Source organism: Bacillus sp. B1-b2 (assembly GCF_009183415.1).
In the GTDB taxonomy this organism is placed as follows: Bacteria; Bacillota; Bacilli; order Bacillales; family Cytobacillaceae; genus Niallia.
In genome coordinates, this window is the sequence record NZ_WEHU01000001.1 from 197,998 (window position 1) to 219,121 (window position 21,124).

The 21,124-nt window shown below is 32.3% G+C and carries 22 protein-coding genes and 1 pseudogene; 17 read left to right on the plus strand and 6 right to left on the minus strand.

Annotation, left to right across the window (positions count from 1 at the left end; all coding sequences use genetic code 11):
* Positions 1–155 precede the first annotated feature (155 nt).
* Together F9279_RS01010 and F9279_RS01015 are read left to right on the plus strand one after the other, a co-directional pair.
* Positions 156–326 (plus strand): YozD family protein, encoded by a 171-nt coding sequence (locus tag F9279_RS01010; protein ID WP_152110771.1) that lies wholly within the window; start codon positions 156–158, stop codon positions 324–326.
* A 161-nt stretch (positions 327–487) separates the two neighbouring features.
* Positions 488–1,258 carry a sporulation protein gene (locus F9279_RS01015; protein ID WP_152110772.1) on the plus strand — a complete coding sequence of 257 codons (771 nt, stop codon included), beginning with the start codon at positions 488–490 and terminating at the stop codon, positions 1,256–1,258.
* 145 nt (positions 1,259–1,403) lie between these two features.
* Here the strand turns inward: F9279_RS01015 and F9279_RS24805 are convergent, their stop codons facing one another.
* Positions 1,404–1,529 carry a hypothetical protein gene (locus F9279_RS24805; protein WP_193224376.1) on the minus strand — a complete coding sequence of 42 codons (126 nt, stop codon included), beginning with the start codon at positions 1,527–1,529 and terminating at the stop codon, positions 1,404–1,406.
* 263 nt (positions 1,530–1,792) lie between these two features.
* Here F9279_RS24805 and deoD point away from each other — a divergent pair, with 263 nt between their 5' ends.
* From deoD to F9279_RS01040, 5 genes are all read left to right on the plus strand, one after another.
* A complete protein-coding gene (deoD, locus tag F9279_RS01020; protein ID WP_152110773.1) occupies positions 1,793–2,497 on the plus strand; it encodes a purine-nucleoside phosphorylase in 705 nt (234 codons plus the stop codon).
* 52 nt (positions 2,498–2,549) lie between these two features.
* A complete protein-coding gene (locus F9279_RS01025) occupies positions 2,550–3,404 on the plus strand; it encodes a D-alanyl-D-alanine carboxypeptidase family protein (RefSeq protein WP_152110774.1) in 855 nt (284 codons plus the stop codon).
* Positions 3,405–3,542: 138 nt separating this feature from the next.
* Positions 3,543–5,018: a S41 family peptidase gene (locus F9279_RS01030; protein WP_319020734.1), complete on the plus strand. Its 1,476-nt coding sequence runs from the start codon at positions 3,543–3,545 to the stop codon at positions 5,016–5,018.
* An 84-nt stretch (positions 5,019–5,102) separates the two neighbouring features.
* Entirely contained in the window at positions 5,103–6,011 is a 909-nt protein-coding gene (locus F9279_RS01035; protein ID WP_319020735.1) for a GTP-binding protein, read from the plus strand.
* A gap of 78 nt (positions 6,012–6,089) precedes the next feature.
* Complete coding sequence (locus tag F9279_RS01040; protein ID WP_413463178.1) at positions 6,090–6,917, plus strand: hypothetical protein; 828 nt, start codon at positions 6,090–6,092, stop codon at positions 6,915–6,917.
* Between the two features lie 92 nt (positions 6,918–7,009).
* Here F9279_RS01040 and F9279_RS01045 read toward each other — a convergent pair whose 3' ends face one another.
* Positions 7,010–7,255 carry a DNA alkylation repair protein gene (locus F9279_RS01045; protein ID WP_152110777.1) on the minus strand — a complete coding sequence of 82 codons (246 nt, stop codon included), beginning with the start codon at positions 7,253–7,255 and terminating at the stop codon, positions 7,010–7,012.
* Positions 7,256–7,700: 445 nt separating this feature from the next.
* On the opposite strand from F9279_RS01045, the gene F9279_RS01050 reads away from it, so the two are divergent.
* Both F9279_RS01050 and F9279_RS01055 read left to right on the plus strand, forming a co-directional pair.
* A complete protein-coding gene (locus tag F9279_RS01050) occupies positions 7,701–8,486 on the plus strand; it encodes a CAP domain-containing protein (protein WP_152110778.1) in 786 nt (261 codons plus the stop codon).
* A gap of 253 nt (positions 8,487–8,739) precedes the next feature.
* Entirely contained in the window at positions 8,740–9,243 is a 504-nt protein-coding gene (locus tag F9279_RS01055; protein ID WP_152110779.1) for a GNAT family N-acetyltransferase, read from the plus strand.
* An 88-nt stretch (positions 9,244–9,331) separates the two neighbouring features.
* Here the strand turns inward: F9279_RS01055 and F9279_RS01060 are convergent, their stop codons facing one another.
* From F9279_RS01060 to F9279_RS01075, 4 genes are all read right to left on the minus strand, one after another.
* Positions 9,332–9,757, minus strand: a complete 426-nt coding sequence (locus F9279_RS01060) for an Hsp20/alpha crystallin family protein (RefSeq protein ID WP_193224378.1) — start codon at positions 9,755–9,757, stop codon at positions 9,332–9,334.
* Between the two features lie 17 nt (positions 9,758–9,774).
* Complete coding sequence (locus F9279_RS01065; RefSeq protein WP_152110781.1) at positions 9,775–10,263, minus strand: Hsp20/alpha crystallin family protein; 489 nt, start codon at positions 10,261–10,263, stop codon at positions 9,775–9,777.
* Positions 10,264–10,510: 247 nt separating this feature from the next.
* On the minus strand, positions 10,511–11,869 hold the full coding sequence (locus tag F9279_RS01070; RefSeq protein ID WP_152110782.1) for an MATE family efflux transporter: 1,359 nt from the start codon (positions 11,867–11,869) through the stop codon (positions 10,511–10,513).
* Between the two features lie 178 nt (positions 11,870–12,047).
* Complete coding sequence (locus F9279_RS01075) at positions 12,048–12,605, minus strand: GNAT family N-acetyltransferase (RefSeq protein ID WP_152110783.1); 558 nt, start codon at positions 12,603–12,605, stop codon at positions 12,048–12,050.
* 388 nt (positions 12,606–12,993) lie between these two features.
* On the opposite strand from F9279_RS01075, the gene F9279_RS01080 reads away from it, so the two are divergent.
* From F9279_RS01080 to F9279_RS01115, 8 genes and pseudogenes are all read left to right on the plus strand, one after another.
* Positions 12,994–13,329, plus strand: coding sequence for a DUF4870 domain-containing protein (locus tag F9279_RS01080; RefSeq protein WP_152110784.1), 336 nt, complete (start codon positions 12,994–12,996; stop codon positions 13,327–13,329).
* Between the two features lie 469 nt (positions 13,330–13,798).
* Complete coding sequence (locus F9279_RS01085) at positions 13,799–14,584, plus strand: hypothetical protein (RefSeq protein WP_152110785.1); 786 nt, start codon at positions 13,799–13,801, stop codon at positions 14,582–14,584.
* Positions 14,585–14,764: 180 nt separating this feature from the next.
* On the plus strand, positions 14,765–16,063 hold the full coding sequence (locus F9279_RS01090; protein WP_152110786.1) for an NCS2 family permease: 1,299 nt from the start codon (positions 14,765–14,767) through the stop codon (positions 16,061–16,063).
* Between the two features lie 231 nt (positions 16,064–16,294).
* Positions 16,295–17,527 (plus strand): EAL and HDOD domain-containing protein, encoded by a 1,233-nt coding sequence (locus tag F9279_RS01095; protein WP_152110787.1) that lies wholly within the window; start codon positions 16,295–16,297, stop codon positions 17,525–17,527.
* Between the two features lie 131 nt (positions 17,528–17,658).
* Positions 17,659–18,645: a diaminopimelate epimerase gene (gene dapF, locus F9279_RS01100; RefSeq protein ID WP_152110788.1), complete on the plus strand. Its 987-nt coding sequence runs from the start codon at positions 17,659–17,661 to the stop codon at positions 18,643–18,645.
* A gap of 113 nt (positions 18,646–18,758) precedes the next feature.
* A pseudogene (locus F9279_RS01105) lies at positions 18,759–19,469 on the plus strand (thermonuclease family protein).
* A gap of 143 nt (positions 19,470–19,612) precedes the next feature.
* Complete coding sequence (locus F9279_RS01110; RefSeq protein ID WP_152110789.1) at positions 19,613–20,107, plus strand: CBO0543 family protein; 495 nt, start codon at positions 19,613–19,615, stop codon at positions 20,105–20,107.
* 45 nt (positions 20,108–20,152) lie between these two features.
* Positions 20,153–21,085 carry an RNA ligase family protein gene (locus F9279_RS01115; RefSeq protein ID WP_152110790.1) on the plus strand — a complete coding sequence of 311 codons (933 nt, stop codon included), beginning with the start codon at positions 20,153–20,155 and terminating at the stop codon, positions 21,083–21,085.
* The last annotated feature ends 39 nt before the right edge of the window (positions 21,086–21,124 follow it).

Below are 21,124 nucleotides of genomic sequence, written 5' to 3' on the forward strand. Positions count from 1 at the left end.
TCCTTTTAAAAAATTCTTCTTTTTGAAAATAAGAGAAAGAAATCTTGCTATTTTAAGATTTCACTTGAAATATAGGTGGGATTGTCAGATAATTTTACCAAGTAAGAATTTTTATCTTTATGTCACATATATTCTTTATAAAGGGGGCGATAAGCTTGAAAGAAATCGACGTGATTATTGATACGGAGGAAATAGCAGAGTTTTTCTTTCGGGAGCTAGTAAAAAGGGGGTTCGTTCCCACAGAAGGTGAGATTGAAGAATTAGCTGACATAACTTTTGAATATTTACTTGATAAGTGTATTATTGATGAAGAAGTGGATGAATAAACTAACCATTACATGTTAAAATGGCAAAGTTATTTTGCCATTTTTTTAATGAGAAAAATATATTTATAGACTTGAAACCTTTTAGTCACTGAGCCGTATTATTATAAGCAGAAATAAGAATTAAAGTAGAATAGATAATTCACTAGAAGGAGTCGGTAATAATGTCATTTTTTCAAAAAGTCCTTGCAAGTATAGGGGTAGGAGCAGCAAAAGTAGACACTATCTTGAGGAAAGAGCAATATTTCCCCGGAGAGCTTGTAGAAGGAGAAGTACATGTTAAAGGAGGAGAGGTTGCTCAACAAATAGATTGCATTTATCTTGCTTTACATGCTACATATGAGAAAGAAGTAGATGATAAAAAACATACTAGTACAGCAACTGTTCATCAAGTAAAGATACTAGAAGATTTTATGATCGAGGCTAATAAGGAAAAAGTGATTCCTTTTTCTTTTAGGCTTCCAAATGATACGCCTTTAACGATAGGAAAAACAAATGTATATATATCCACGGGATTAGATATTAAAAACGCAATCGATCCTAGTGATAATGATTATATTAAAGTTAATCCGAACGAACTTGTTCAAACTTTAATGAACACTGTTTCAGAGCTAGGATTTCGCTTAGTATCAGCGGAATGTAAAGCTGCTTCTTCTATCTATCGAAATAGACTACCATTTATTCAAGAGCTAGAATATAAACCGTTATCAGGTCCTTTCTATGGTTCTTTAGATGAACTAGAAATAATGTTACTTTCTATTGAAGAGCACACGATTGAAATGCTTTTACAAGTAGATAGAAAAGCTAAAGGGTTAAGTGGTTTATTTGCAGAAGCTCTAGATATGGATGAATCATTTGTTAGTGTTACTATTAGTAAAAATGATATACCAAATTTGAAACAAAAAATGCAGTCTATCATTGCTAAATATGCTTAAATAGTGGTTCATTAGAATAGTAGTTAAATCATTTCGCATAATTTTTTGTAAAAAAGCTGGCCAATATATATGGATTATAGATCACTTCCAGAAGGAAGCAATCTATAATCTTAAGTCTATCTTAGTTATTTAAGGGTAGACTTTTTTAATTTTTTCGCTCTTTAGCGGAATATTCTTTACCATGTGCTTCTTGTTCAGCTATGATAGCTTCTTTTGGTATATGGTTGTTCTTTTTTGGAGAATTAATACGATTACGATGCTTTTTGCCCATATCAGTCACAATCCCCTTTAGTCACATTTTCTCTCTTAGTTATATAAGAGACTAACTTTAGTATAACCTGGAGTGAAAGAGTTATGCTAAAATGAAATAGGTTTTACACTGCTTTATGTTATGATATAGTCAAATAGTAGTTTTGTAAGAGTAGATTCTATTCTTTGGTATAAGGTAAGAAATAGAGCTACTTTATGTGATCTAATAAGAATTATCGGTACTACTACATGAAAAAATAATATACTAATTTGGAGGTTCACAAAATGAGTGTACATATTGGTGCAAAAGAAAATGAAATAGCAGAAACAGTTCTATTACCAGGAGATCCGTTGCGAGCAAAATATATAGCAGAAACCTTTTTAGAGAATGCAACTTGCTATAACGAAGTAAGAAATATGTTTGGTTATACGGGAACTTATAAAGGAAAAAGAATTAGTGTACAAGGAACAGGAATGGGAGTTCCATCCATTTCTATTTACATTAATGAATTAATTAGTAGTTATAATGTTCAAAACTTAATTCGTGTTGGTACTTGTGGTGCTATTCAAAAAGATGTTAAGGTTCGTGATGTTATCTTAGCCATGAGTGCATCAACAGATTCTCAAATGAACCGACTAACTTTTGGTGGAGTAGATTATGCACCAACTGCTGACTTTGATTTACTTAAAAGAGCATATGACAGTGGTGTAGAAAAAGGATTATCATTAAAAGTAGGAAATGTATTTACAGCAGATATGTTCTACAATGACAACGCAGAGTTAGAAAAATGGGCTAAATATCAAATCTTGGCTATTGAAATGGAATCGTCGGCACTATATACGATTGCAGCTAAATTTAATCGTAAAGCTCTTTCTGTACTTACAGTTAGTGACCATATTCTAACTGGAGAAGAAACAACTGCTCAAGAAAGACAAACTACATTTAACGAAATGATTGAAGTAGCATTAGAAGCTGCAATTAAAGAATAAATTTTCATTATTTAAAGCTCTATTTAAAAAGAGAAAGTTTTAGGTGATACCAATGAAAAAAATGATAGCTTATTCTATTATGGCTATTTCAGCATCCGTTTGCCTATCAAGTTGTGACAAAATAGATGTAGATGCTATAAAGAATAAAATTCCTTTTTTACAATCAGAAGATAAAGGGAAAGAGGAAGAAACACAAACTACACCAAATGAAGAGGAGGATGCTCCAACTGAAGAAAATAATAATCAGGAAGAAGCATCTCCTTGGACTTTAGAGTCTATCTTTTTTAATGAAATTGCAGAGGTAGATGGTAGAAATATCATACAAAATCCTACCAACACAGTATCACTTGTTAATAAAGATTTTGGGTTACCAGATACATACGCTCCTAGTGATTTAGTAAGACCAAATGTTAGCTTTTCCTTTGGTGACCAAGATATTGAAAAGAGTTACATGAGAGAAGAAGCAGCAAGAGCCTTAGAAAAAATGTTTACTGTTGCGCAAAATGAAGGAATTCATTTATTTGCCGTTTCAGGATACCGTTCCTTTACACGTCAAAAAGAAGTATTTGACGCAGAGGTTAGTCAAGTTGGTGAAGAAAAAGCTGTTGAAGCGGTAGCTTACCCTGGAAATAGTGAGCATCAAACTGGATTAGCGATGGATATTAGTAGTCAAAGTGTTAATTTTTTATTAACAGAGGATTATGGGGTAACAGTGGAAGGTCAGTGGCTTGCTAATAATGCTCATCTATTTGGTTTTATTTTACGCTACCCACAAGGGAAGGAAGATATTACAAAATATAAATATGAGCCATGGCATTTCCGTTATGTAGGAGAAAAATCTGCTAAAGACATATATGAAAATGATTGGACATTAGAAGAATACTTTAACAATGTGCGTAAGATCTAGTAATGAGAAGGTGGGAGTGACACATATTGTCATTCCTTTTCTCTTTTTTGTATTACTACATAAAATATTTGATAACTTTAAATTAAAAATGGTATTCTAATTTCATATGGAGTGCAATTGCTCTTAATGCTGAAAGTGGTGAAATATTTGGATAACGAACAGAACACGAAAGAACCAGAACATGATTCAAAACCAGGTTACATAAAAATGAAGAAATTTTATTTTGTTATGCTACTGTTAGCACTTGTCATTGCTGCTGCTGGAATAACAACAGTAGTTTTATCCTTGGGAGAAAAGGCTGTTGTTACAGAATCAGAACAACGAGCAGATTTTAGTAAGTTGTACGCTGCCTATGATGCATTAGTTTCAGAGTATTATAAAGACCTAGATACCGGTGATTTAGTAAACGGTGCTATTGATGGTATGTTTACTGCGTTAGAAGATCCTTACTCTGTTTATATGAATGAGGAGGAAGCAGCAAGTTTTCAACAAAGCATTTCGTCGTCTTTCGAAGGGATTGGCGCGGAAATTCAACAAATGGATGATCGTATCATGGTAGTCACACCGATTAAAGGATCACCTGCAGAAGAAGCTGGAATTAAACCGAATGATATCATTCTCACAGTGGACGGGAAATCTCTCCAAGGGATGAGTTCTTCAGAAGCTGTTTTATTAATTAGAGGGGAAAAGGGAACTACTGTTCAATTAGAGATTGAGCGTAATGGATCGAGCACCCCTCTTAAAATATCTATAGTTCGAGATACAATACCAATAGATACTGTTTATGGAGAACTAGGTGAAGATGGTATCGCTAAAATTCAAATAACTAGCTTCTCTGAACATACTTCTTCAGAGTTAGTAACGTTGTTAAATGAATACAGCGAAAAAGGCATGAAAGGGATTGTGCTAGATTTACGTCAAAACCCAGGTGGACTATTAGAGGAAGTGAAGAAAATAGCGAGCCTTTTTGTTCCAAATGGAGAAATCATTTATGAAATCGAACATAAAAATGGAACAATCGATAAAGTAACTTCTTCCAATAGTAATAATATAGATATTCCACTTGTTGTGCTTATTGATAGTGGTAGTGCTAGTGCTTCTGAAATACTAGCTGGTGCTGTCAGTCAATCCGCAGAAATTCCACTAGTTGGTGTTACATCATTTGGAAAAGGAACTGTGCAAACAGCGAAGACCTTTACAGATGGAAGCAATATAAAATATACCATCGATAAATGGTTAACACCTAATGGTAGCTGGATACATGAAAAAGGGATTGAACCAACATATAAAGTGGAATTACCAAGTTATGCAAATCTAACGATGATTAATCCTGATTCTAAATTAGAAGAAGGTACTAATTCAGATGAAGTAAAAACTGCTCAAGAAATGTTAAAAGCATTAGGGTATGAGTTAGAAGAAGCAAATGGCTACTTTGATGCTAGTACAATAGAAGCAACAAAAGCATTTCAACAAAAAGAAAATCTTGAGGTAAATGGCATTGTGACAGGTGAAACAACAAATGCTTTAATGAATGCTGTTCGGACATTGATTCAAGAAAATGATACGCAAATGCAAAAAGCTGTAGAAGTTCTTCAAGGAGAACTAGCAAAATAAGGAGAGAAATTAGGGTGGCGATTCTGTCATCCTATTTTTCTTCCAGTAGAAATATATCTAAATAAAGAATGAAAGAGGGATGTTGTGTTGAAAAAAACCGATATTTACATATTATCAGGATTCCTAGGAAGTGGAAAAACAACCTTACTAAAAGAAATACTAATAAAAGAAAAAGAATTAGGGCGTAAAGTCGCCGTATTGATGAATGAAATGGGGAGTATTTCCATTGATAGTAACGAAGTGAATGAAGATATCCCACTTAAAGAATTATTAGGAGGATGTGTTTGCTGCACCATCCAAGACAAGCTTGAAGCGCAAATACAATCATTATTACTAGAAGAACAACCAGATGTCATTTATTTAGAGACAACCGGAGCAGCACATCCTGTTGAAACAATGGACGGGATATTGTCTCCCTACTTTGTTGATAAACTTCATCTAAGAGGAATTATTACTGTTATAAATGGAGAACAATGGCTTGTACGCTCTCAATTAAGCCCTGCTATTCATCAATTAATTTTGGAGCAAGCTCGTCATGCCAGCTTAATTATTGTAAACAAAGAAAGTCTTTTATCAGAGACAGAAAAAGCAAAAATAACATTTGAATTACAGTCTATAAGTCCATATGCTTTTACCATTCTTACTAATTATTCTAAATTTCCTTTTCAAAAGCTCTTAGAAATGGATAGTCAAGTACAAAGTAAGGTGGAGAAACAACCAATGCAAAAATTACAGTTGAGTTCGTATGTATATAAGTTTACTAGAACCATTGCTTCCGATAAATTTGAAGATTTTCTTAGAGCACTTCCAGAAACTATTTATCGGATTAAGGGATATGTTCAGTTTCATCATTCACCTTATCCAGTTCTCTTTCAATATTCATATGGGATGCCTCTCTTTATGAATGAAGAAATGAAAATGCCCTTAAATATGGTTTTTATAGGAGAAAATATGAATTGGGGAGAAGTAGAAGATAAGTTAAATCAACTATAAGAAGAAATTGGCATTGCTTACTGTGTGGAAAGTAGGGAACACTCTTCATATAAGATTGAGTGAAGGATGGTTAAAGTGTTGAAGAAACTATTACTAATTCCATTATTAGTTTCCCTTACGATAACGACAGTAGGAGCTAATGTTCATGCGACTGCAAATAAAGATGGGTATTCACCGATTAGCTTTGATTTACAATTACTTTCATGGGAGCAAATGAATCCTATTATACCTAAATTCAGTGTATTTACGATTATTGATGTAGAAAGTGGTAAACATTTTCAAGTTCAAAGAAGAGCAGGTAGTCAACATGCAGATGTTCAACCACTTAATAAAAAAGAAACACAGATAATGAAGGACATCTATCAAGGAAGATGGAGCTGGAAGCGAAGAGCTATTATCGTGATGGTAGAAGATAAATGGTTTGCTGCATCCATGCATGGAATGCCACATGGAGCTGGAGCACTTGATAATCAATTTCCTGGTCATTTTTGTGTACATTTCTTAGGAAGCACTACACATAAAACAGATAAAATGGATTTTTCTCATAAATTAATGGTATATAAAGCAGCAGGTATATTAAAGGAATACCTGGATCAACAAAATCCAAATGATGTTGTACAATCATTTGTAGCAGGCATGAAGGAACAGGATTTTTTCATTTTAAATTATCTTGCTACAGAGCATATAGAGAAAAAAAGATTAGCGGCTATAGAAAATATTAAGTTAGTTTCTATCGAAGATAAAAAACCTGAACAATATCAAAATGGAACGGAAATAGATATTGAGGTAGTCTGGAATGTATATAAGAAAAATACACCTCCTATAAAGGAGAGGAAAATCATCCACCTAATGAGAGCTTCTTCATTAGAGCCGTGGAAGGTTTTAATGAAAGAAGATTTATTATAAAAAAGTGGCTACCTTAATGAGATAGGTAGCCACTTTTTTGATATTTATTTTAAGAGGATAGTTACCGTGTTCAATAAGAAAAAGGAATAGAGTTAACTTTTCATTTCTCCAAATTTTATAAAGGTTCTTTCCTCTTCTACTAGTCCACATGCTGCACATTGAACGCGGTACTCGGGTCCATTATAGCTCATATGAAATGGTGATAAGTTTTCTTGTGAGTATTCTTCCACTAACCCACCAGTTTGCGGATCAAGCTTAACAGATTGAGACACTTGTTTGATAACATTAAAACGAGTTCGATTTGTTTTACAATTAGGACAGCAATACGGTGTATTCATTTAATACCTCCAAATTTGACTAACTTTTTCTATCTTTATTTTTCCAAGAATAAAAATACTTATACATATTTAGGTGAATCAGAGCCTTGTAATATAAATGCGAATCTTGTCATATCACCGTCTTATCTGTAAATAACAAAAGTATATTTTTATATTGTCAACTATTAATTTAGTCCAATTACTGGATGGTTTATAGATATTTGGAAAATGAAGTGGAAAAAAGAGGGGATGTTATTATTTGGATATTTTTGCTCTAACTATAAATCTATCAATCTTTTCTCTAGATAAATATAAAGATAATAAGAATGGTCATTTAGTAGCGGAATAGGATGGAAATTAATGACTGAAATATGACGAAAAACTCATGATAAGATGTTTCTGTAAGAGATGGAAAAAATAATTAACTATGAAACATGTGTTAACAACTCTAGGAGGTTATGGAAAAATGAAAAAAAAGAGTTTAATAGTAACAGTAGCAGCGGCATCGACATTATTTATGGCTAGCCCACTTACGAATCATGCAGATGCGGCAACAATAGAGCAACAATCAACCAAACAATGGAAAGTTCATTCTTTTTCAGAAGAAAACCTTCAGGAGTTAATAAAAAAATATAATATTAACATTAGTGAAGAAAATAAAAATCAAATAATGGCACAAATAAAGGATTCACTAAATAAAGGTAAATATACCAATTTGTACAATCAAATGGTATTTGATAAGCAAACAAAAGAGCCTACAAGCAGCAATGCCACAAATGAAACAGTACAACCACCTGTTTCCAACCCTGAATCCTCTAATTCGCCAACAACTACCACAACAGCAGCCCAGGAAACTGCTGCTACAGAAAGTTCTATAAGTGCTTTTGAAAAAGAAGTGGTAGAGTTAACAAATAAAGAAAGAGCTAAATATGGTTTAACTGCATTACAGATAGATTCTGAGTTGAGTAAAGTAGCAAAAGCTAAATCACAAGATATGAGTAACAACAATTATTTTGATCACACAAGTCCTACTTATGGCAGTCCATTCGACATGATGAAGTCCTTTGGAATATCGTATAGTGCTGCCGGAGAAAATATTGCTAAGGGACAAACCTCACCTGAAGAAGTGGTGAATGCTTGGATGAACAGTGAGGGTCACCGTGCAAATATTTTAAGCAATAAATTCACCCATATTGGTGTAGGATATGTAGAAAATGGAAATTATTGGACGCAACAATTTATTGGAAAATAAACTATATAGGTAAAAAGTAAAAATGATAAGTCCTAAGATAGTTTCTGTTCAGCACTTTACAGAATTTTAATATATTTATGGAAAAGCACAAATTAATGTTTATTTGTGCTTTTTTCGTTAAGTTAAAATAAAATACTGGAGTTTTTCTATATAAATTTATATAATAGTTTTTCCTGTATATCTGCTCTTTAATAGATACACACTAAAATAGCAGAAAAAGTAGGGAATATTAATTATATAGGAGAATTCACTAGTGAAAATAAGACAAGGATGCATGAATGATTTACCTGTAATAATGGAGATAGTAAAAAAAACACTGATAATTATGGAGCAAGAGGGTAATGATCAGTGGTCTGATAAATATCCGAATGAAGCAGTATTTAGAAAGGATATTGAGAGCAATACATTGTATGTGGCAATAATAGATGATAAGGTTGCGGCATCTATTACGATTGATCAGGTTGGTGGCAAGAACTATGATAAAATTGCATGGTCCTATACAGACAGAGAATTTATGATCATTCATCGATTAGTAGTAGATCCTGACATTCGTGGTGGAGGTATTGCTAGCAAATTACTAGCTTTTGCTGAAGTATTTGGGATAGAACATGATATCTTTTATTTAAAAACAGATACGTATTCACTTAATGATAAAGCACAAAACTTATTTATTAAAAATGGATATAATAAAGTAGGTATTACTTCTTTTGAAGGGAAAAATAATCCGTTTTATTGCTATGATAAATTATTCTTATAATATGATAAAGAGGCTGGAATATACGTATTTCAGCCAATGAAAATCCGAACTACAAAAAGGCATCTAAATACGCCTAGTAGTTCGGATTTTATTTTGCTAGAAAACTAATTCTAAGAAGTCCATCTTTCCATTGTTTTTTAATATGCTGTTCTCCTATATATTCTGGAATGCTTATTAATTTTTGAAAGCTTTTATTTTGTCGTTCTTTTATAAAATACGTACAACCATTTAGCAAGGTCTGGTAGCTTCCTTCAATGGAGAGAATGTGCTTATTAATGGTTAAAGTAACATCTACGGGCTTTTGACTAGGCAACTCTATATCGATATAGTACATATTGTCTTTTAAATAATAATCACATGCTGGAAATTCATCACTATTCTTAATGGCTGGATTGCCTTTGTGATGCCAACTGCTTTTCGTTGATTCACTATTCGTGAACATTTGCTGCCAATATTCATCTTTATGACTATGATCCACAAATTGATAAATTTTTTGTAAGTCTTCAAAACTCATATACATACATCCTTTAACTAATGCATTTCTGTAACATCTATTTCAGAATATTGTATATCACTGTTTTTTTGGATTCTAATTTCTAGTATGTCATCTTTATATACTGCTGCTGAACCTTTTCTTTTAACCACCGCAGGTAATGTAATGGTTTGTTTATCTTCCATATTTGGTATATGCTGAATAATAATTTGATTCGAAGTATAGAAAATTTTAATCTGATCAAGCCAAACAGGATCTTTAATGGGAATTCTCACAAACACATGATGATGTGTTTCGAAAACCATATAATGAAATTTTTCTTCTTTCGTGACATTCTCATTATTCATATTACGTGCTTGAGAAAAATTTTTAAACATGCTTTCTGGATTCATCGTTTGGTTTTGAAGAGATTCAGGCATCATTTTATCCATCATATCTTGAACATATTTTTGAATATCCTGTGGCTTCATTTGATCCAATTTACCTTTTGATTCTTTATTAAAGGGGAATAAATTCCACGGAAACATGGGATATTCATCCTTTCTTATTTAAGCAAAGTTATACTGATTTTACATTCTATTCTTAAGATGTAATAAGTGTGTATCTGCCCATAAAAAAAGAGGGTAAAACCTATTCAGCTCATTTATGAAAAATGAATTAGAGTATAGTCAACCACATCACTCTCTCCATGAGTAAGTGAATCTATCTGACTTAATAGTTATCAACCTCTTATTGGTAATTCCTGTATAATCAACGTTTATTATCCATAATGTCTTAATAAATACTGCTATATTTCTTCCTTTTTTGAACGTGCAACAATCTTGCAGATAAGCAAATGGCTCCTGCCGCTAAGCCGATAATTAAACCTATCCAGTATCCGTATGGTCCAAAGGTGGTATATGTAGCGATTAAAAAACCACAAGGTAATCCGATAATCCAATAAGATAAAAAACTCATGATAAGCGTTATATTAACATCTTTATACCCTCTTAAAGCCCCTTGTATAGGTGCTTGTATGGCATCAGATAACTGAAAGAAAATAGCATAAATAAGAAAATTAGCAGTCAAATGGAGCACTTCTTGGTTTTGTGTGTAAATACTCGCAATTTCAGTACGAAAAGCAAGAAGAAATAAGCCACTAATAAAGGAGATGGTGATGGCAAGACCAACACCTACATAACTATATAGCTTAGCATCCTTTAATCGGTTTGCTCCCACTTCATAGCCTACAAGAATAGTTAGTGCAGTAGAAATGCTTAGTGGTATCATATAAATCAGAGATGCAAAATTGATTGCTGATTGATGCGCAGCAATTGTACTTGTATCATAATTACTCATCAAGATAGTAACAGCACTAAAAATACTTGTTTCAAAAAATACAGAAAAGCCTATTGGAATACCGATGATTAAAATCTCTTTCCATTTTAACCACGAAATACTTGTCAAAGCTTGACGTAATTGATAAGAAACAAAAGGTTCTTTCTTACTTACAATCCATATAGCAATAAATAGCATACACCAATAGGTAATACTTGTAGCATAGCCTGTTCCGACACCGCCAAGTTCAGGGAATATCCAAACGCCATGAATAAAGAGATAGTTTAGTAGGATGTTTATAGGAATGGCAATCATCGTGATAAACATCGTAATTTTTGTTTGGCCAAGTGAATCCATAAAGGTACGAAGAACAAAATACATAAAAATAGGGAGAATTCCAGTACTAAGTGCTACTAAATAACGGAAAGCAATACTTTCTACTTGTTCTTCTAATCCCATCATACTTAAGATAGCATCTAAAGAAAAATAACCAATCAGAATAATAATTATTCCCATTGTTATGGCTAAATACATAGCTTGTATAACAGAATAACTTACTTTTGAAGATTCTTTTCTTCCTAATAATTGTGAAATAATCGGTGGTAAAGCAAGGATGATCCCACTTAAGCCTGTGTAAATAGGTGTCCATAAGGAACTTCCTACTGCTACTCCAGCTAAATCAACCGGGCTGTAATGTCCTGACATGGTAGTGTCAAAAAAAGATAAAGAAAACATACCAATTTGTGTAGCTAGAACGGGAAGAAGTATCACAAGCATTTGTTTCAATTTTTGGGTTGTGGTGAATGTTTGTTTCATCGTTTAAAGTCCTCTTTCTTTACAGTAACTTTGAGTATTATATCATAGAACTTTTAATGGGGATTTTATTATTTTTAAAGAGGAGAAGTGTAGGGATTTTATAACTATCAAAACGAAGATAAGATCAGTTAATAGTAAAATACTATTTTCTGATCTTATCTATGGAAATATAGTGGGTTTACGCCTCTCTGATATCATTCGATTGCTCTTCCATCGTTTGACGTAGAGTATATAAAGTAAATAAATCTTTTGGAATTTCAAAAAGCTCATATATGTTTCCTGAACTATTTAATGTCTGTAGTAATTGACTTCTCGTCTCATTTGCAGATATTACATAAGGAAGCTTTTCAGCTGCTTTTAAGGAACGGATATTGTGGCTTCTTATTCTCATTAAAATGCTTTCTATTTGAAGTTCAAAAAAAGCTTCAGAGAAAAAGAAATCTTTAGCAATTTTGTTATAACCTTTGCCATGATACGGCTTTCCTAACCATGTCCCTAAAAATCCAATATTATCTTGTATATCATAAAGATTAATGGTCCCAATGGGGTTTTGCCATTCATCAATAATGGTTCTAGAGATAAGCTCTCCACGTTCTTCTGCTTCTATTGTTTGTTTCGTTAAAAACAGAAATTCTTCATATGAATAGGCTTTTTGACGTACAAATGGGAAGACATCAGGGTGCGTCATTAAAGAGAATAATGCCTGGCAATCTTCAAGTTCTCTTTTTTTTATCATATTATCCCTCCAGAAAAAAATCATGCGAGGGCGGTAGACTCCATGCGTAAACAACCACCCTCGAAATTTTTTATCAATTTGTAAAAAATTTCGGGGTGGGAATCGAACCCACTAGAACCTAAAAAGGTGGCGCACCATTTGCCTTCCCTATATCTATTATTATCTTATAATAACAACCATTGCATTTATATAATACAAAAAAAAATTCTGTTTGAAAATAGGAAAATATAATTTGTAAGTAAAATATAATTTAAGACTTTGTAAAATAATTGAATGAATAAATTTTTGAGTGAAAGCCTAATTAGGATGGAAAAATAATTGAAACATTTAAAGCTTTCAATCGTATAAAATATAGAGTAAGAAAGCAAATTAAGTTGGAGGTAATATAATGAATTTTGAAAAAAATGTAACAAATGATGATAAACTTTTTGCCATGTTAATTTATGTTTCTAGCCTGTTTACGAATATTATTGGACCATTAATCATATGGCTTCTAAAAAAAGATTCCTCATTTGTTGATTATCATGGGAAAGAGTATTTTAATTTCTTAATATCGTATGCTATTTACTTCTTTATAAGTAGCATTCTTACCATCATATTAATAGGGTTTATTGGTATGATTGTTTTTGGGATAATGGCATTTGTATATACGATCATCGCTGCAGTAAGATCTTATGAAGGAAAAGAGTACCGCATCCCCCTTACTATTCATTTCATCAAATAATGCAAAGTGGTTTTAAGAGCATAATCTATTTATCATATGCAGAAGAACGCGATGTGCTCCACCTTTACTTCTAAATAAGTGCTTGTTTTTCCATGTCTCCCGTCTACTCTTTACAAGATGTTTAAATTATATTAAAAAGTAATAACCTCTATAAAACACCAAACCGAACTATTAGGCTAAAGATGAATTATTAAGCCTTTTATAGTTCGGTTTTTTCTTGTTGAAATAGGAAAGTTCCAGACTTCTATTAGGTAGAAAGTTGAAATTTCTGGTGATAGTTTTGTTCAAGGAATAGTTTAATCTAGTAACATACTTCTTATTCCTGAAGAAAATTTCTACTATTTTAAGAAGAAAAATACAACAAGTAATCATACATATGGATAAGGTCTAATAGAATAAAATAGAAATAAATAATAGATTTGATTAAACTCTTCATCATACAGTAAGAGTACAGTAAGGAGTATATAGTATGGATATCGAAAAATATTATCAATATACTGCAGTGTCATCATTAAATGCTAGTTTAATTAGTTGTATTCCCATTATCTTATTGACTTTTGTTTTCATTGGAATTCATTCAAGCTTCACCTACTTTTTACTCATTCTTCCATTTCTTTTCTATAGCATTGCATCCTTTACTCATTACTACATACAAAAGAAGAAAGGAAGAAAAACAGTGGAAGTAATGATTCCAGGAAAGGTAAAATCTATACTTGAAACGAAGACTACGGTATTAACTTTTTTACCAGCACCTTCCTTAAGACTGGGAATATACACGGGAGAGGGAACGAAGGTTGGGGAAATTCGCGATATGAAATTTTCTGCTATTCGATGGTATTTACCCTACTTTTTAGATTCACTATATGCGAAGTCGTATGGTTTTTATAATACGAATAATGAATTACAATACAGCTTTACGATAAAAAAAGATGTGATTGAGATAAGAAATAAAGCGAAGCATCCAATTAGTGAAATAAAAGAGTGTCCTACTAGTAAGAAGTCTGTAAAACTATTCTACTATAGCGAGAAATGTATTGTGATGAGAAAAAGCATGACATATACAGATTATCACTTTGAAAGAGAAGAAGGAGCTGAATTAGCACAAATCAAAAAAGGATGGATGCCAAAAAATTGGACGACACGATTAAGAGATTCAAACTTTCCGCTATTAACGATTGACCATCATGCTTCTGATAAGGAAATCATCCATATATATGCAATCATCACCAAGATTTTTGCCTATACCAATCATTAACATAGCTGCAAATACTTAAAACAGGAAAAAATAAGGAAATTTACCTAAAAATATTGGCAAAGTATAGGATTTCTGATAATATGTTTTCTTGTGGCTCCCTTAATATTTTGATAAAAGTAACATCCAAAAAATTAAGGTGATGCGGGTAGGGAGAGGGCTAAAACTAAATAGGTAATACAAATGAAAAAGTTTATTTCTTCTTTTTTTCAGTTAAAAGAAAGTAATACAACATTTAAGACAGAAGTTTTAGCGGGAGTTGTTGGATTTTTCACAGTAGTATATATTGTGGCAGTAAACTCCCTTATTTTAGCAGAGGCAGGTATTCCAATAGAAGCTGCCATCATTGCAACGATTCTAACTTCGGTTGTTGGTTGCTTTTTAATGGGGTTTTACGGAAAAGTACCTGTACTTTTAGTGCCTGGTATGGGAATTAATGCACTTTTTTCCTATACAATTGTGCAATCTATGGGATTGTCTTGGCAAGAAGCTTTAGCGGTAGTGTTTATCTCTGGGATATTGTTTATGATTGTAGCTTTTACTAAGCTTGCTAAAATCGTTAGTGATGCTATACCATATTCCTTGAAAGAATCTATCACCGTTGGTTTAGGCTTATTTCTTATGTTAATAGGTCTTGAAAAGGGAGGAATAGTAGAAAGAGGAACTACTTCTATTATTGCTTTAGGATCATTTAGTGATTTACATGTACTAGCAACAGTTCTTACTTTTTTAATTAGCATTGTATTGTTCTTAAGAAATGTAAAGGGGAATTTTCTTCTTACTATTATAATAGGAACCATCATTGCTTGGCTGTTTGGACTGATTGATCTGAAAGCTGCAAGTGGTCAATCTCTTCATTTAGATGTGTATAGCAATGTGTTTGCTCATTTATCCTTCGAACAAATATTTGCTGTTCCATTTTGGGTTGCCGTATTTTCTCTTACAATGGTATTAGTATTTGAGAATATTGGACTTGTCTCTAATCATGTAAACTATCTTCAAATGCCAGAACGATTTAAAAATGCCTTTCGTGCAAATTCCATCTCGGTATTTCTTTCGGGTATATTTGGCACAAGTCCAACTGTTGCATCAGTTGAGAGTACAGCAAGTATGAGCGCTGGAGGACGAACTGGGCTAACTTCTGTTATTACAGGAGTACTATTTTTATGTTCTGCCTTTTTTATCCCAATGATAAAGTTAATACCAGATAGTGCTATAGCACCCATTCTTATTATTATTGGGGGATTAATGCTTCAAAATATTCGCAACCTTGATTTAAAGGATTTAAGTGAAAGTTTTCCAAGTATCTTCATTATTGCAATGATTCCATTTACTTATAGTATAGCTGATGGTATGGCGATAGGATTTATCCTTTATCCAATATTAAAAATTGCACTAGGGAAAGCAAAAGAAGTTTCACTTCCTTTATATTTAATATCCTCGTTATTTTTAATTAATTTTGTACTTCAATATACACATTAAGAGTGTATATGATTTAAAAATGTCAGCCTGATGAATAATATATAATATATTATCCGTTATAAGGCTGACATTTTTGACTCTTGGAAGAATATAAAGAAAAAGAAACATCTTTCTATAGATGAGATTAATATGTGGAAAGATAAATATGCTTTTATCCAATCTTCGACAACATTTTATCTATTTCTTTATTACAATGTCATTATATAGAAGAAAATAGGTGGAGGTAAATAAATGGAAGTTTTTGTGGCAAGACAGCCACTCTTTAACCGAATGGAACAAGTTTTTGGTTATGAGATACTATATAGAAACAATCAAATAAATGAATTCCCTAATTTTGATGGAGATCAGGCAACAGCTGATGTTATTATAAATAGCTTTTTAAATATTGGAATTGAAAAACTATCAGATGGAAAACCATGCTTTATTAATTTTACCGAGAATCTTCTTGAATTGCAGCTACCTACATATTTTCAACCTCGAGATTTAGTTATTGAAATTCTAGAAACAGTAGAGCCGAGTCCAAAAATTATTAATATTTGTATGGAATTAAAGAATTTAGGCTATAAAATAGCACTAGATGATTATACCCTTGATACCACCAATAAGTTTGCTCTTGATTTATTAATGCTTTCCGATATGGTGAAAATTGATTTTCGTGAAACATCAGAGAGTGAGAGACAAGAATTAGAAGGACTTGCTAAATTGCATAATAAGGAAATGGTAGCTGAGAAGTTAGAAACAAAAGAAGAATATGATAAAGCTAGGAATAGCGGCTATCATTATTTCCAAGGATATTACTTTTCAAAGCCTGCTATTTTGTCTTCCCATGATGTTCCTACGTATATTCATACGTATTTAGAAATATTAGAGTTAATAAGACAGGAGAACCCTGATATAGATCGTATCTCGAATCTTATAGAACAGGATATTTCATTATCTTATAAGCTTCTAAAGCTTATTAATACTTTAGGCTTTGGTTTAAAAAGAAAAGTAACGAATATCAGACAAGCTATTATCTATATAGGCTTACTTGAATTACAAAAATGGCTTTGTATTCTTGCTGTTAGAGAACGGAATAGTGGAAATGGTATTTCTAATGAATTGATGCAAAATTGCTTAATACGTTCAAAGATGTGTGAGTATGTAGCAAAACTAATCCCAGGAAGAGAAGAAACAGGTAGTTTTTTCTTAACAGGAATGTTTTCTCTTATGGATGTTATCTTAAATGTGCCACTAGAAAAAGTACTTTCTGAGCTACCTTTAGATGAAATTATCATTGCTACTTTATCTGGTGAGAAAACCATTTATAGAGATGTATTAGATCTTGTGATTGCATCGGAAACAGCTGATTGGAAAAAAATAGCTACTGGTTGTAAAGAGCTAGAAATTGAAGAAAAAGAACTTTTTAAAGCATATGCAGAATCCATAAACTGGGCAAAGCAGCTTTGGCAGTATGATAATTAAATAGGACTATGAAACCTTTACTAACTGAATTAGCTGTTGTAAAGGTTTTTTCTTTATTTATTAAACAATAATTGCAGCATTCGTGTTAGAACAGTACAATGAAAGAATAGTAGGGTGAGGGGGAAATAGAAGTGAATATTAAATTAACAAAGTGTCATGGAAGCGGAAATGATTTTCTAATAATAGATGAGATCTCTGAATCATATAGCTTTTCTGAAAAGCAAAGAGCAGAGCTCGCTATAGCATTATGTGACAGAAATAGTGAGTTAGGTGCTGACGGCATTCTTTATATTCTTCCAAGTGATACATGTGATGCGAGAATGAGAGTTTTTAATGCAGATGGTTCTGAAGCTTCCATGTGTGGAAACGGAATTCGCTGTGTAGCAAGATATGTTTGTGAATTATTACAGGTAGAAGAAGCAATTATTGAGACAATGAAAGCGAACTTGGAAGTGAAAAATGCAGAAGATATATATACAGATATCCCAACCTATCTTGTAGAAATATCACCAGTTTCTTTTCAAATAAAAGATCTACCGTTGCAGTTGGAGAAGGAAACCTTAATAAATGAAAAAATACCTGAATTAAATCCTGATTTAATTTTTACTGCATTAGCAGTTCCAAATCCTCATTTAATTAGTATTGTGAATAAAAGTGTGCTAGATACAAATATACAAGAACAATTAAGCACTTATGTTAACGGTCCAAATGACTTCTTCACAGACGGTGTTAATGTTAGTTTTATGTCAATTCTAGAAAAAGGAAGTATTTATGTTCGCACATTTGAAAGAGGAGTAGGATTTACAAACGCTTGTGGAACTGCGATGTCTGCTTCTACACTCGTTTCCATCTTAAATGGGTATAATGAAGAAAATACTTATGTTGAAGTATACAATAATGGTGGTAAGGTGCGTTGTTTCGTACATCATGAGAATGGAAAATATCGCATTGATTTAATAGGTAATGCTACATATGTATATCATACAACAGTGAACATGACATGGGATAACCCTAAGCAGTTCACATTAGATGAAAAGGTCTATTATCAAGAAGAACTATTACAGTATGAGGGATTACAAAATTTAGCAAAAAACTATGTAACAGAACATTTGAGTTAAAGAATGGAAAGAAGGTTAGAGATATAGATACATCTTGTAGATGAATTTATACTCTAACCTTCTTATTGTTATCAGGATAAAAGGAGAGTTATATGTATAGAAAAAGAGTGTATATGATTCTATTTTCTATTGTTTGTTTAGTGCTGACAGGGTGTTCCTCAAATGAATCAGATGTAAAAAACAATGAAAATAACAAAGTAGAAGTAACCTTAGAAAAGGAAATCGACGGAGATACGATACAGTCATTTTTCAAAATATAAAGGAGGAATGTACGTTTTTTACTAGTAGATACTCCAGAAACTTCTCATCCAAGATTAGGAGAGCAACCGTTTGGTCAAGAAGCTAAAGATTTTACTGCCAATCTTGTAGAGCATGCGGAAAAACTTGAATGAAAATTTGATAGTGGTCAAAGCCGAGATAAATATGGAAGATTATTGGCTTATGTATATGCAGATGGAAAAATGATACAAGAAGAATTGATAAAACAAGGATTAGCACGAGTTGCTTATATATATGCTCCAAATACTAGATATGTGGATATATTTACAGAAATTCAACAGAAAACACAATCAAGAGGAATAGGAATCTGGCAGATAGAAAATTATGCCCAAGAAGATGGATTTCATCCTGTGAAGCTTGAATTAGAACAAGGTCAGCAACAAGATAAAAGTGATTCGTCCTGTGTAATAAAAGGAAACATTACGAGTTCTTCTAAAATATATCATACACCTGACTCCCCTTGGTATGAGCCAACAAAAGCAGAAGTTATGTTTTGTACGAAAGAGGAAGCAGAAGAAGCTGGCTTTAGGCTCCGAAATAGATAAAAGTACTGGATATATTGTTAACATCAATTCCATGTATAAATAATCTGAAATGGTGCACAATAAACACTAGTAAAAATGGAGAGAGCTCTATCTAAGAAATGATTTAGGATGTAATTTTGTAATGAGGGGATGTCGGAATATCTATGAAGAAGTATAATAAAGATAGATTATACTTACAAATTATTACAATTATTTCCTTTATTACTTTATTATTTACTATTTTTAGAAAGCCACCTTTAAAGGATTGGATTATTGTTTATCTAGCAAATACTATTTCAAATGTTATTTTAGATAAAATACTTGTTAAGTTAAAGATAGTGGAATATCCCTATCGTTTTTTCCCCAAGTATTTTCGAATACATATCATCTTTGATTATTTAATTTATCCAACTTTCACCGTAATCTTTAATCAAATGACATTACATGACAGAGTCTCTAAAATAATAAGTAAGCTAATTCTAATTTCAAGTCCTTTTTTTCTTATTGAATATTGGGCTGAAAAATATACAAACTTAATTAGCTGGAAGAGAGGGTGGAGAATGTATCATACAGTTGGAAGTGTTATTTTCACATCCTTATTCACCCGTATGATTATTGCTGTGATTCGCAAAATGGATCAAAAATCACATGTACAATAAGTGACTTCTTTTATCTAAAATATAGGAATAAAAGGAACGAGTGAAATGAATCCAATAAAGCCGTTTGAACCAATCGTCACGGAGAATATCCCTACTGGAGACAATTGGATTGGTCAAGTGAAGTGGGATGGTACAAGAATACTTGTCTATAATGATGGAACTAAACGGGAACTCTATAATCGTAAGCTAAATAATCGAAGTAAACAGTATCCGGAAATTCTTCAATTGGATACTTATTTTCATGGTGAAAATTGTATATTAGATGGAGAGGTTATTTCATTACGAAATGGAAAGCCTTCCTTTTACGATGTTATGAAAAGGGATAGAAAAAAGAATATCGAGAATATATCTGTGCTTATGGAACAAGTTCCTATCACTTATATGATATTTGATATACTATATTTAAATAATTCATGGCTAGTGGATTTGCCTTTAAGAGAGCGGCAACATCTACTAAAGAAAGTAATTTCGCCAACAGAACATATCCAGTTGGTAGAAAATTTTATTGACAAAGAAGCATTATTCCAAGTTTGTATGCAGAATGATCTAGAAGGTGTTATATTTAAAGATCTTGATAGTACCTATAAAATTAGTGGAAAAGATGGAAAGTGGAAGAAAAAGAAAAAAGAAATGGATTTAATGGCAGTAGTAGGTGGTGTCTCTTACAGAGATAATATTGTTAATTCTTTGCATTTGGGACTATATGATGACAAAGGAGAACTAGTGTACATTGGGAGTGCCGGAAGTGGGAAGCTGACTGCTAAAGATTGGAGAGATATTACAAAAGTGATTACAAGCATTGTAATCAGCCAGGCTCCATTTAATAGACTTCCTGATGTGAAAGGTGCTAACTGGATTAGACCAGCACTTACTGTGAAAATCTCTTTTTTAGAATGGACAGATGCCAATACATTAAGACATCCTGTTATTGAATCATTTGTAAATATGCCAATCCATGATTGTGTGTTCCCAGACTAAATACTTTTTTATCATTCATTATAGGGGTTACTAAGTAAA